Here is a 12,166-nt window from a genome sequence, read left to right as displayed (position 1 = left end):
TGCGGTTTCGCCGGATCTCCTGCACCCTGGGCAGATGGGAGCGTGGGAACTCCTGCTGGTCGGCGTGGTCATGCTGCTCGGCCTGTGCGGAGTGCTGGTGCCCGGGGTGCCGGGACCGTGGCTGGTGTGGGCCGCGGTTCTGTGGTGGGCGCTCCAGGACCCGAACGGCCTCGCCTGGGGCGTCCTGGTCGGCGCGACCGTCGTGCTGCTCGCGGCGCAGGCGGTGCGCTGGCAGCTGCCGCCCAGACGGCTGCGGGAGAGCGGGGCGACGCGCCGGATGGCGGTCTTCGCCGGGGCCGGGGCGCTGCTCGGGTTCTGCGTGGTGCCGGTGATCGGGTCGATCCCGGGGTTCATCGGCGGCATCTACGCCGGGGAACGGCTGCGGCTCGGCGGGCACGGCGAGGCGGTGACGGCGACGCGGACCGCGATGCGGATGGGCGGGAGCAGCGTCCTTGCCGAGCTGTTCGCGTGCCTGTTGATCGTGGGGGCGTGGCTGGGGGCGGTGTTCTGGGGCTAGGCCTGCTCCGTGGCCTGCCCTGCCCCGGGCCGGGCCTGCGGGCCGTCCCTTACGCGTGCGAGGCTTCGCGGCATGACCGAATTCAGCGAAGCCGAGCGCGCGTACCTCGCCTCCCAGCGCCTGGGGCGCATGGCCACGGTCGACCCGAAGGGCCAGCCGCAGGCGAACCCCGTGGGGTTCTTCCCGCAGGACGACGGCACGATCCTGATCGGCGGTTTCGCCCTGGGCACGACGAAGAAGTGGCGCAACCTCCTCGCGAACCCGAAGGTGTCCCTCGTCGTCGACGACATCGTGAGCCTGAGGCCGTGGAAGGTGCGCGGCATCGAGATCCGGGGCGAGGCGGAACTCCTCACGGGACCGCACGAGTTGGGCCCCCGCTTCAGCGAGGAACTGATCCGCGTCCACCCGAAGCGGATCCACAGCTGGGGTCTGGAGGAGAGCTGAACCGGCACCTCGCTAGGCGGACTCCGCCCTCACGTGCCGCAGTGCGTACGAGCGCCAGGGGCGCCAGGCGTCCTGGATCGGGGTGGGCTCGTCCGGCAGGGACACGTCCGGGTCGCCCAGGGCCCGCATGCGGATGAGGGCGGCCGTGCGGTCGGGCATGCCGGGCAGGGAGCGCAGGGCCGACTCCGCGTCGTCGCGGTCCGCGCCCGCGTCCAGGCGCAGGGTGCCGTCCGCGAGCGCGGTGGCCAGGGCGCCGAGCGTGCCCGGCTCCTCGGTCAGGTCCGACGGGGCCGGGAACACGTGCGTGAGCCGGCCGCACGCCGCGTCCAGGGCCTTGCCGTACCGCTCCACCAGGCGTTCGGCGGCCTCGCGCCCCACGAGTGCCCGCACCGCGAACTCCTCCGGGTCGGCTGCCCCCGGCGACCTGAGCCCCGGCCGTGCGGCGACGAGCGGGGCGAGGCGGGGGTCGGCGCCGAGCCGGTCGTCCACGGCGTACGGATCCGCGTCCAGGTCGAAGAGGCGGCGCATGCGCTGCACGGCCGTGGTGAGGTCGCGCAGGTCGCCCAGGTGCAGCCGGGCGTCGAGCCAGCCGCCGCGGTGCACGGCCTCGGCGCTCGAACCGCCGCCGGTCGCCCTCGCGGTGTGCGCGGTGTGCGCCTCCTCGACGGCCACGATGCCGGTCCCGTACGGCAGTCGGAGCGTACGCCGGTAGGTGCGGGTGCCCCGCTCCCCCGTGACCTCCTCGATCCCGGCGACCGCCTCGTCGGCGAGCAGGTCGAAGACGGCCTCGGCCCGGTAGGGCCCGCGGTGCGCGAGGCGCAGCGGGATCCCGGCGGCGGGCGTGGCCCTGGCCGTGCCGCGCTTGGGGGCCGCGGCGCGCAGGGCGGTCGGCGTGAGCGCGTACACCGCCCTGATCGTGTCGTTGAACTGCCGCACGCTGGCGAACCCCGCGGCGAACGCGATCTCCGTGATCGGCAGGTCCGTGGTCTGCAGCAGCACCCGGGCGGTGTGCGCGCGCTGCGCCCGCGCCAGGGCCACGGGGCCGGCGCCCAGTTCGGCGGTGAGCTGGCGCTGCACCTGCCGGGCGCTGTAGCCGAGGCGCACCGCGAGCCCCGGGACGCCCTCGCGGTCGACGACGCCGTCGCCGATCATCCGCATGGCGCGGCCCACCACGTCCGCGCGTACGTTCCACTCGGCGGAGCCCGGCACGGCGTCCGGCCTGCAGCGTCGGCAGGCACGGAAGCCGGAGGTCTGGGCGGCGGCCGCGGTGGCGTAGTAGCGGACGTTCTGCCGCTTGGGGGTGACGGCGGGGCAGCTGGGCCTGCAGTAGATCCCGGTCGTCTCGACGGCGAAGAAGAACTCTCCGTCGAACCGGGCGTCCCTGCTGCGCACGGCCTCGTACCTGGTCTCTTCATCGATCACGCCCTCCATTGTGGGGCGGGGACTCCACAACGGCTGGCGGAATTCGGACACGGAGCCTTGGGGGGGGCAGGTGTGCGGGGACACGGGCAGCCGCAGCTCATGACGGGCCCCGCAGGGGCGCGGGGAACTGCGCGCTCAGCCACAACAGGCCCGCAGCCACCCCCACCCCACACCGTCCCCACCCCGCACGCGCCCCACCGCCCAAGCTCAGCGCACGCGCCCCCGCTTGGCTTCCATCGCCGCGCGCCCCTCCGCGCCCCTGAGCCGCCACTCCCGCCGAAGTTCCGCCCGGGCCCTCGCGTCGGTCTTGGCGACGATCCGCTGGTTCTCACGGATCAGCTTGCGGTAGCTGTCGAGCCGGCGTTCGGGAAGCGTGCCGTCCTCGACGGCGGCGAGCACCGCGCACCCCGGCTCCGCCGCGTGCGCGCAGTCGTGGAACCGGCAGTCCTCCGCCAGCTCCTCGATCTCGGAGAAGACCTGTCCGACGCCGGTCTCGGCGTCGAACAGACCCACCCCGCGCAGCCCCGGGGTGTCGATGAGGACCCCGCCGCCGGGCAGCAGGATGAGGTTGCGGGTCGTCGTGGTGTGACGGCCCTTGCCGTCGACGTCACGGATCGCCTGGACCTCCATGACGTCGGTCCCGGCGAGCGCGTTCGCGAGTGTCGACTTGCCCGCGCCGGACTGCCCGAGCAGCACCGACGTACCGCCGGAGACGACGGCGGCGAGGACGTCGACGCCCTCCCCCCGCGCCGCGCTGACCGGCAGGACCTGCACGCCGGGCGCCGTGGTCTCGACGTCCTCGACGAGATGCGCGAGCGTGGCGGCGTCCGGCACGAGGTCGGCCTTGGTGAGAACGATCACCGGCTGCCCGCCCGACTCCCAGCCGAGCGCGAGGAACCGCTCGATGCGCCCGAGGTCGAGCTCGGCGGCGAGCGACACGGCGATGATCGAGTGGTCGACGTTGGCCGCGAGGATCTGTCCCTCGGACCGCTTGGACGAGGTGGAGCGCACGAAGGACGTACGACGCGGCAGATACGCCCGTACGTAGCGGGGGTCGCCGCCGTCCGGGTCGACGACGGCCCAGTCGCCGGTGCAGACGACCTTCAGCGGATCGCGCGGGGTGACGAACTCGGTGTCGGCACGCACCATCCCGTCGGCGGTGACGACGTCGCACTGCCCGCGGTCCACACGGACGACGCGGCCGGGCACGAGGCCCCGCTCCGCGTACGGCGCGAACTCCGCCTCCCAGCCCGCGTCCCAGCCGTACGGGGCCAGGGGGTGCGGGGCGGACGAGGACGCGGCAGAGGACGCGGACGAGCCCAGGGAAGAAGAGAACGGGAGAGAAGAGAAAGACAAGGGGTGACCCTTCACAAGGGTGGCCCCGGCGGCGCGCTCGGCGCGCGGTGAGTCAGGTCAAGGTCAGCCGGAGGCCACAGGGGTGGCAAGGAATTCCTGAGTGCGGGCAGCGCCCTGCGCGACGGCATTCATCGAAGGCCACCTCCTGATCTTTCGTATGTGCACTTCCGTACGTCCATACGTGCGTGCGTGCATACGTGCTCAACGGCTTGCTCGGCCGAGCGTAGGGGACGGCGGCGTCGCGGCACCACTGGTTTTCCCTGGGCGGGCCCGCCCGCCAACTCCCTTGCGCACAACGGCTTTTCAGGGCCATGTGACGTGTGCAATGGTACATGTCACACATCCGCCGTGGGCATGACATGACCTGGCATGACACGGCCGCGACCCGGCCCGGAGGCCACCTTGAAAACCAGACCCCCCACACCGAGCACTCGCGCGCGAGCACTGATAGCCGCCCTCGCCGCCTGCCTGGGACTCGCCCTGCTCACCCCCCTCGACACGGCGGCCACGGCGAACGCCGCCGCCGGCAAGCCCGTCGCGCCGAGTGCGAAGGCCGCCCCGCGGCCCGCCACCCCCACACCGGCCGACGCCGAGGCGGAGCGCATGGCCGAGCCGTCCAAGGACGTGTCGAAGCGGCCGCCGATCCAGGTCGCCCCGGAGAAGGCCCGCAAGGCCAGGGGCAAGGCCGCGGAGTGCCGCGTCTCCGACTTCGCGTCGAAGACCGGCGACGCCCTGGTCCAGCAGATCAAGAGCGTCGAGACCGCCTGCGTCAACACCCTGTTCTCCGTGACCGGTCCGGACGCCGGGGCGCTGTTCCGCGAGGAGCAGATGGTGACGGTGGCGAACGCGCTGCGCGACGTCGGCTCCGCCTACCCCGGTGACAACACCACGTCCGCCGCCCAGATCGTCCTGTACCTGCGGGCCGGCTACTACGTGCAGTGGGGCAACCAGGACGAGGTCGGCGAGTACGGCCCCGCGCTCAAGAGCGCGATCCAGGGCGGCCTCGACGCCTTCTTCGGCTCGTCCCACGCCTTCGACGTCACCGAGGCCAACGGCACCACCCTGGCCGAGGCGGTCACCCTGGTCGACAGCGCCCAGGAGAACGACCGCTATCTGCACGTGACCAAGCGCCTGTTGAACGGCTACGACGCCTCGTACGACAAGTTCTGGGGCATGGTCGCGGCGGTGAACAACACCTTCCAGGTCTACTTCCGCGGCCACCAGGTCCCGGCGTTCCTCGCCGCCGTCAAGGCCGACCGGAGCAACCTCACGATCCTGCGCGACTTCGCCGTCAGGCACGACGGCCTGCTCGGCACCGACAAGTCCTACCTGGTCTACAACGCGGGGCGCGAGCTCGGCCGCTTCCTGCAGCACGCGGACCTCAGGCCCGCCGTCACCCCGCTGGCCAAGGAGCTCCTCGACCGCAGCCGGATGACCGGCCGCACCGCCAGGCTCTGGATCGGCGTCGCCGAGATGACGGACGCCTACGACAAGGAGAACTGCTCGCAGTACGGCACCTGCGACCTGGCGAACCGGGTGCGCGACGCCGTGCTCACGGTCAAGCACACCTGCGGCGGCTCCCTGAAGATCGTCGCCCAGCAGATGACCGCCGCCGAGCTCGCCGCCTCCTGCGACAGCCTCCTCAAGCAGGACGACTTCTTCCACGGCGTGGCCAAGGACAGCGGACCGGTCAAGGACGACCACAACACCACCCTCGAAGTGGTCGCCTTCGACTCCAGCACCGACTACCAGACGTACGCCGGTGTGGTCTTCGGCATCGACACCGACAACGGCGGCATGTACCTGGAGGGCAACCCCGCACAGCAGGGCAACCTGCCGCGCTTCATCGCGTACGAGGCCGAGTGGGTGCGCCCCGACTTCCAGATCTGGAACCTGAACCACGAGTACACCCACTACCTCGACGGCCGCTTCAACATGTACGGCGACTTCACGGAGAACATGAAGACGCCGACCGTGATGTGGGTGGAGGGCTTCGCCGAGTACATCTCCTACTCCTACCGGGGCGAGACGTACGAGAAGGCCGTCGCCGAGGCGGGCAAGAAGACGTACAAGCTGAGCACGCTCTTCGACACCACCTACGAGAACACCGACACCACCCGCACCTACCAGTGGGGCTACCTGGCGGTCCGCTATCTGCTCCAGTCCCACCCGCAGGACGTGGCGACCCTCCTCGGCCACTACCGCGCGGGCGACTGGGACGCCGCCCGCACGCTGCTCACCGGCACCATCGGCACCCGCTACGACGCCGACTTCGACGCATGGCTGGACCGGTGCGCCGCGGGCGACTGCGACGCCACGGCCGGGCGGTGACCGTCTCATGACCGGTCGAGCAGCGGCAGCAGCAGCGCCGCCGACCAGCTGAAGTTCGGCGCGTTGAGAGGGGCTCCGGTCAGGGGGTTGTAGTTCTCCATGACCGGGGCCCTTCCCGTCAGCCCGGCCGCGTCGGCGAGCAGGCGGTCGGTGAGGGCGTCCGCGTCGCGGTCGTAGCCGTAGCGGCGCAGGCCGCCGAGGGCGAAGTGGGCCTGGTCGAGCCAGACCGGGCCGCGCCAGTAGCGGGTCGCGGAGAAGTACGGGGACGACTTGGCGACCGTCGGGAACGGCACCGTCGTCGCGAACTCGGCCGAGTCGATCAACATGGCCCGCACCGCCCGCGCCTGGCCCCGCGACGCCGAGCCCGTCCACAGCGGGACGGCGCCCTCGATGCCGCGGCCGCGGGCGGTGAGCCGGGTGCCGGAGTCCAGGCCGATGTCGTGGAACCAGCCGGTGGCCGGGTCGTACATCGTGGCACGCACGGCGGCGTGCGTCGCGTCCGCCCTGCGCTGCCAGCGCGCGGCGTCGGCGCGCTCGCCCAGCGTCTTGGCGATGCGCGCCAAGTGGTCCTGGTCCTGGGCGAGATAGGCGTTCAGGTCGACGGACTCCTGGGTGAGGGAGTAGCCGAGGAGGGTGCCGTCGGCGGCGCGGTTGGCGACGACGGAGGTGCCGAGCTCGGCGTCGAAGCGGGGCGCGTTGTCCATGCCGCTCTCCCAGGCGGCGGCCAGGCGGCGCTCCCGCGTGGAGTCGTTGGCCGGGTCGACGGTGGCGCCGTACTCGGCGAGGCCGTCGTGGTCGTGGTCCCGGTTGCGGTACCACCAGGCCTGGTAGGCGGCGAGCTTCGGGTACATCTCGCGCAGGAAGGCGCGGTCGCCGCTCTTGCGGTAGACCTCCCACACCGCCCAACTCGCCAGGGGCGGCTTGGAGTTGCGTTCGTTCCAGTTGCCGCCGTCGCGCGCGGGGGCGTTGTAGAAGACGGCGTCGGGGATCATCCCCGCGTCCTGCGGGCGGGTCGTCGAGTCCGCCGTGATCTGCCAGTCGAACAGGGCGCGGATCTGCGTCTGCGCGAGCGCCGGGTCGAAGCGGGCGGTGCCCACGGCCTGCTTCCAGGTGTCCCAGGACCACAGGCCGCCGGTGAACCACTTGTACGAGATGGACGGCGTGATGCCGTCGTGCTTCAACTGCCCAGCCGCCGAACGCCAGTTGGTGACCAGTGTCTGCAGGGACTTGACGGCCGTGCGGCGCCGGTCGGTGGGCACGCCGCGCGTCACCCCCGCCACATAGCCGCGCCAGCGGGCGTCGCCGGCCGACGCGTACGCCTGCGGGCGGGCCAGGACCGTGCGCACGCTCCGCGCCTGACGGGCGCGCTCGGCGGCGGTGAAGGTGTAGGACTCGGTCCAGTCGAAGTGGTGCGCGGCCCCGGGCGCGAGCAAGACCGGCGCGGTGGTGCGTGTGCGGTAGGAGTCGCCGTCGACGGTGGTGCGCACGGGCTCCTTGTGGGTGACCTCGAAGCGCTCGGTGCCGTCGGTGAGGTAGTCCCAGGTCTCGCGCACCTTCGCGAAGTCGACGCCGACGCCCGTGGCGGTCGGGGCAAGACGCGGCGCGTCCCGCATCGGCGCCTTCGCGGGCCGCAGGAGGCTGCCGGTCCAGTCGGCGCCGAGGGTGCGCGGGGCGGTCCCTGTGTTGCGGACCTCGGCGCGGATCAGGGCGCTGCGGTGGGTGGCGAAGCGCAGCGTCAGGGTGAGGCGCAGGCCGCGCCCGAGGTCGTAGGACTGGACGAGCCGGCCGGGCAGCGAGGTGAGGCGGGGCGCGCCGCCCGCGGCGAGGTCGAGGGCGTGCCCGTCCTCGGTGAGCCGGATGCGGCTGAAGGAGCCGCTCAGCCACCAGGGGTACTCCTGGGCGATGTAGAGGGGCCCGGTGAAGCCGCCGTACGCGGAGCGGTCGCCGGGCTCGGGCAGGGCGTAGGCGTGCCAGGCGCCCCGGTCGGCGAAGACGTTGACGCGGTTGACGTCGTCGTCGCCGCCGGGCAGCGCGGCGGTGGGGGTGCCGTGCAGGTCGAGGACGTCGGCGTAGGCGGGGGTGGCGGGGTCCTTGGCCGTGGGGGCGGGGCCGGCGCTCGCGGGCGGGGCGGCCAGGGCGGCGCCGCCCGCGAGCAGCAGCGCGGTGAGGAACGCGAGGCGGGAGGTGCGGGGTCCGGTCACGAGGGGATGCCTCCGGGAAGGTCGGGGGTGCGGAGCACGGCGTAGGCGGGGGCGCACTCCGTGACGGCGGGGGCCGCGTGCGCGGGCCGGGACGCGACGCCTGGCGCGCGAGGGCCGGTCACGAACGCTCACCTCCAGAAGGGGTGGTCGTGCGGAGCACCGCCGCGCCGAGCGGCGGGAGGTGCACGGCGCCGCTCACCGCAGCCCCGGTGAGCAGGTCCGTGCCGTCGGCCTCGATCTCGACGGTCCTGTCCGTGTGGTTGAGGAGGAACAGGTAGGAGGCGTCGGGGCCGGTGCGGACGGTGGCCTCGACGCCTTCGGGGACCGGCGCGCACGGGGTGACGCCCGCTTCGGCGAGCGCCGGGTCGAGGACGTCCGCGATGTGGTCGGGCAGGTGGCAGCTCACGTACCGGGCGGTGCCCGCGCCGTGGGTGCGGCGGGTGACGGCGGGCCGGCCCGCGAGCGGTCCCGCGGCGTAGGTGTCGAGGGGCTCGGCGTCCTCCGCCTCGATCCACTCGCTCCACACCGTGGCCCGGGCGCCGGAGGCGAGGGGCACCGTTTCGGCGTCGGGCACCGGCCAGAACTCGTCGACGGACAGGCCGAGCACGTCCCTCAGCGGTCCCGGCGCTCCCCCGTCGTGGATGTGGTCGTGCTCGTCGACGACCCCGCTGAACGGTCCGACGACGAGGTGGCCGCCACCGTGGACGTACGCGGTGAGCCGCTCGGCGTCGGCGGTGCGCAGCAGGTGCAGGCTGGGGGCGAGGACCGCGCGGTAGCCGCAGAGCCCGGCGTGCGGCGGCACGAAGTCGGCGGTGACGCCGCGCGCGTGCAGGGCCGCGTACCAGGGGCGGAGCAGGTCGGGCCAGCGCATGCGGGCGGAGGGATGGTCGTCGGACTCCAGGGCCCACCACGACTCCCAGTCCAGGACGAGGGCCACGGAGGCGGTGACGCGGCTGCCCGCGACCTCGGCGATCCTGCCCAGTTCGGCGCCGAAGCGGACGGTCTCGCGCCAGCCGCGCGACACGGTGCCGCGGTGCGGGAGCAGGGCACTGTGGTACTTCTCCGCGCCCGCCCGCGAGGCGCGCCACTGGAAGTACAGGACGCCGTCGGCGCCGCGGGCCACGGCCTGGAGCGACCAGAGGCGTTGCAGCCCCGGCTTCTTGGGGACGTTGACCGGCCGCCAGCTGACCGCGGAGGGGGCCTGTTCCATCAGCAGCCACGGCTTGCCGCGCTTGAGTGAGCGCATCAGGTCGTAGTTCAGGGCGGCGGTGACGTGGGCCCGGGGGTCGGCGGGGTCGGGGTAGGCGTCGTCGGAGACGAAGTCCTCGTGCTCGGCCCACCGCCAGTAGTCGAGCTCCTTCAGCATCGACATGAAGTTGGTCGTCGCCGGGGTGCCGGGGCTCACCTCGGCGAGGACGTCGCGCTCGGCGCGGTGCAGGGCGAGCAGGGCATCCGAGCAGAAGCGGCGCCAGTCCAGGAGCTGGGTCGGGTTGACGGGGCCCGGCGCGGTGCGCGGCGGTTCGATCTCGTCGTAGGTGCCGTACCGCTGGGACCAGAAGGCCGTGCCCCAGGCGTGGTTGAGGGCGCCGATGCCGCCGTACCGCTCCCGCAGCCAGGCGCGGAAGTGCGCCGCCGAGCACGGGCAGAAGCACTCGGTGACGTGGTCGCCGTACTCGTTGTGGATGTGCCACAGGGCGAGCGCCGGGTGGCCGGTGTACCGCTCGGCCAGTGCGCGGGTCAGGCGCAGCGCCGCCTGCCGGTAGTGCGGGGACGAGGGGCAGTAGTGCTGGCGCGAGCCGAATTCGAGGCGTACGCCGTCGGCGGTGACCGGCAGGATCTCGGGGTGGGCGCGCACCAGCCAGGCGGGCGGGGAGGCGGTGGCGGTGGCCAGGTCGACGGCGATGCCGTGGGTGCGGAGGAGGTCCATGAGCCGGTCGAGCCAGCCGAAGTCCCAGGCGTCGGGGCCGGGTTGGAGCCGGGCCCAGGAGAAGACGCCCACGGTGACCAGGGTGACCCCGGCCTCCTTCATCAGCGCGGCGTCCTCGGCCCAGGTCTCCTCGGGCCACTGCTCGGGGTTGTAGTCGCCGCCGTAGAGCAGTCCGGGCACGGACGTCAGGCGCTCGCTCATCCCTTCACCGCCCCGCCGAGCAGGCCGGCCACGAACTGCCGCTGGAACAGCAGGAACAGCGCCATGAGGGGCAGGGTGGCGAGCAGCGAGCCGAGCATCAGTCCGGAGTAGTCGACGCGGGAGAGTCCGGTGAGGGTGTTGAGGGCGACGGGCACGGTGTACTTGTCCTCCGTGTTGAGCACGAGAAGGGGCCAGATGAAGCTGTTCCAGGCCGCCGTGAACGTGAAGATGACGAGGGCGCCCAACTGCGGCCGCACGCACGGCAGTACGACGCGGTAGAAGGTGCGCAGCTCGCCGCAGCCGTCCATGCGGGCCGACTCGACGAGCTCGTCGGGAAAGTCGACGAAGCCCTGGCGCATCAGGAGGATGCCGAAGGAATTGGCGAGGAACGGCAGGATCACCGCCTGGTAGGAGTTGATCCAGCCGATGCTCGCCATCATCTGGAAGAGCGGCACGAGCAGCACCTGGAAGGGGATCATCATCGTCGCGAGCACGGCGGCGAGCACCAGCCCCCGTCCCCGGAAGCGGTACTTGGCCAGGCCGTAGCCGCACATCGCGGAGACGAGGGAGCTGAGCGCGGTCTGGACGACGGCGATGCCGAGGCTGTTGAGCATGACCCGGCCGAAGCCGATGGTGTCCTGGAGCCGGGCGAGGTTGTCCAGGAGTTCGCCGCCGGGCAGGAACGGCGGCGGCGAGTGGAACAGGTCGGCGGAGGAGTGGGTGGCGGCGATCGCCATCCACAGGAACGGCACGAGGCCGGCCACCGCGCCGAGCAGGAGCACCGCCCGCGCGGCGATCCTTCCGACGCCTGTGACGACGGCAGGGCCGCGGTTCATCGGCGGCGCTCCCTTCCGAAGGCGAGGTACTGGAGCGCGGAGACCGCGGCGATGATCGCGACCACCACCCAGGCGATGGCGGCGGCGTACCCGAAGTCGAACTGCTGGAAGCCGACGCGGTAGAGGTGCAGCACGGGGGTGAGGGTGGCGTCGTCGGGGCCGCCCCGGGTCAGGACGTAGTTCTCGTCGAAGAGCTGGAGCGTGCCGATGGTGGAGGTGACGACGCAGAAGAGGACCACGGGCCGCAGCTGCGGCAGGATCACGCGCCTGTACGTGGTGAAGGTGGAGGCGCCGTCGAGGGCGGCGGCCTCGTACTGGTCCTTGCCGATGGACTGCAGACCCGCGAGGAGGATGACGGCGTTGTAGCCGGTCCAGCGCCAGGTGAGGGTGAGGACGAGGGAGACGCGGGCCCAGGTCGGGTCGTTGAGCCAGTCGACCGGGCCCGCGCCGACGGCGCCGAGGGCCTGGTTGACGAGGCCGTTGTCGGTCTTGAGCAGGACCTGGAAGACCACGGCGTACGCGACGAGCGTGGTCACCGCGGGCAGGAAGTGCACGGCGCGCCAGGTGCCGCGGAAGCGGAGCCACGACTGGTTGAGGAGTGCGGCGACGACCAGTGCGAGGCAGATCATCACCGGGACCTGGACGACGAGGATCAGCCCGGTGTTGAGCAGCGACTCGGCGAACGCCGGGTCGTGCAGCAGCCGTCGGTACTGGTCGAGGCCGACCCAGCGCAGGGCTCCCGCGTCCTCGGTGGTGAACGACTGCAGGAGGCTCGCGCCGAGGGGATAGGCGAAGAAGAGGGCGAACAGCGCGGCGGCGGGGCCCGCGAAGATCCACCCCGACAGGCGGGCGCGGCGCCGGGGGCGGCGCGGCGGGCCGGGCGTGCGGGCGGGCACGGCGGTGCGCTGCCCGGAGTTCAGGGCGACCATGG

Annotated in this window: 10 protein-coding genes; 3 read left to right on the top strand and 7 right to left on the bottom strand. The window is 72.7% G+C overall.

Annotated features, from left to right (window positions below):
* Positions 1-34: 34 nt before the first annotated feature.
* Together ACZ4D5_RS30110 and ACZ4D5_RS30105 are read left to right on the top strand one after the other, a co-directional pair.
* Complete coding sequence (locus ACZ4D5_RS30110; protein WP_467775584.1) at positions 35-517, top strand: DUF456 domain-containing protein; 483 nt, start codon at positions 35-37, stop codon at positions 515-517.
* 72 nt (positions 518-589) lie between these two features.
* Positions 590-961 carry a PPOX class F420-dependent oxidoreductase gene (locus ACZ4D5_RS30105; RefSeq protein WP_467775583.1) on the top strand — a complete coding sequence of 124 codons (372 nt, stop codon included), beginning with the start codon at positions 590-592 and terminating at the stop codon, positions 959-961.
* Positions 962-973: 12 nt separating this feature from the next.
* Here the strand turns inward: ACZ4D5_RS30105 and ACZ4D5_RS30100 are convergent, their stop codons facing one another.
* Positions 974-2,380, bottom strand: coding sequence for a DNA-3-methyladenine glycosylase 2 family protein (locus tag ACZ4D5_RS30100; protein WP_467775695.1), 1,407 nt, complete (start codon positions 2,378-2,380; stop codon positions 974-976).
* A gap of 210 nt (positions 2,381-2,590) precedes the next feature.
* Positions 2,591-3,706 (bottom strand): ribosome small subunit-dependent GTPase A, encoded by a 1,116-nt coding sequence (gene rsgA, locus ACZ4D5_RS30095; protein ID WP_467775694.1) that lies wholly within the window; start codon positions 3,704-3,706, stop codon positions 2,591-2,593.
* A 477-nt stretch (positions 3,707-4,183) separates the two neighbouring features.
* On the opposite strand from rsgA, the gene ACZ4D5_RS30090 reads away from it, so the two are divergent.
* Complete coding sequence (locus tag ACZ4D5_RS30090) at positions 4,184-6,070, top strand: collagenase (RefSeq protein ID WP_467775693.1); 1,887 nt, start codon at positions 4,184-4,186, stop codon at positions 6,068-6,070.
* A 5-nt stretch (positions 6,071-6,075) separates the two neighbouring features.
* Here ACZ4D5_RS30090 and ACZ4D5_RS30085 read toward each other — a convergent pair whose 3' ends face one another.
* From ACZ4D5_RS30085 to ACZ4D5_RS30065, 5 genes are read right to left on the bottom strand one after another with little or no spacing between them, the layout of a single operon-like run.
* The gene (locus ACZ4D5_RS30085) at positions 6,076-8,271 is read right to left on the bottom strand and encodes an MGH1-like glycoside hydrolase domain-containing protein (RefSeq protein WP_467775582.1); all 2,196 of its coding nucleotides are present in this window, start codon (positions 8,269-8,271) and stop codon (positions 6,076-6,078) included.
* Entirely contained in the window at positions 8,268-8,393 is a 126-nt protein-coding gene (locus ACZ4D5_RS30080) for a hypothetical protein (protein WP_467775581.1), read from the bottom strand. The genes ACZ4D5_RS30085 and ACZ4D5_RS30080 overlap by 4 nt, the downstream gene beginning before the upstream one ends.
* A complete protein-coding gene (locus tag ACZ4D5_RS30075; protein WP_467775580.1) occupies positions 8,390-10,399 on the bottom strand; it encodes a beta-galactosidase in 2,010 nt (669 codons plus the stop codon). Before ACZ4D5_RS30075 ends, ACZ4D5_RS30080 begins: the two co-directional genes overlap by 4 nt.
* On the bottom strand, positions 10,396-11,235 hold the full coding sequence (locus tag ACZ4D5_RS30070) for a carbohydrate ABC transporter permease (protein WP_467775579.1): 840 nt from the start codon (positions 11,233-11,235) through the stop codon (positions 10,396-10,398). Before ACZ4D5_RS30070 ends, ACZ4D5_RS30075 begins: the two co-directional genes overlap by 4 nt.
* Positions 11,232-12,164, bottom strand: coding sequence for a carbohydrate ABC transporter permease (locus ACZ4D5_RS30065; RefSeq protein WP_467775578.1), 933 nt, complete (start codon positions 12,162-12,164; stop codon positions 11,232-11,234). Before ACZ4D5_RS30065 ends, ACZ4D5_RS30070 begins: the two co-directional genes overlap by 4 nt.
* Between the last annotated feature and the right edge of the window lie 2 nt (positions 12,165-12,166).

It is taken from the genome of Streptomyces sp. NPDC025651 (assembly GCF_055558735.1).
This window is presented reverse-complemented; position numbering and strand designations above follow the sequence as displayed.

Excerpts from the sequence above, each read along its gene's own strand:
- ACZ4D5_RS30065 (WP_467775578.1), bottom strand. The coding sequence starts at position 12,164 with ATGGTCGCCCTGAACTCCGGGCAGCGCACCGCCGTGCCCGCCCGCACG.
- ACZ4D5_RS30070 (WP_467775579.1), bottom strand. The coding sequence starts at position 11,235 with ATGAACCGCGGCCCTGCCGTCGTCACAGGCGTCGGAAGGATCGCCGCG.
- ACZ4D5_RS30110 (WP_467775584.1), top strand. The coding sequence starts at position 35 with ATGGGAGCGTGGGAACTCCTGCTGGTCGGCGTGGTCATGCTGCTCGGC.
- ACZ4D5_RS30105 (WP_467775583.1), top strand. The coding sequence starts at position 590 with ATGACCGAATTCAGCGAAGCCGAGCGCGCGTACCTCGCCTCCCAGCGC.
- ACZ4D5_RS30075 (WP_467775580.1), bottom strand. The coding sequence starts at position 10,399 with ATGAGCGAGCGCCTGACGTCCGTGCCCGGACTGCTCTACGGCGGCGAC.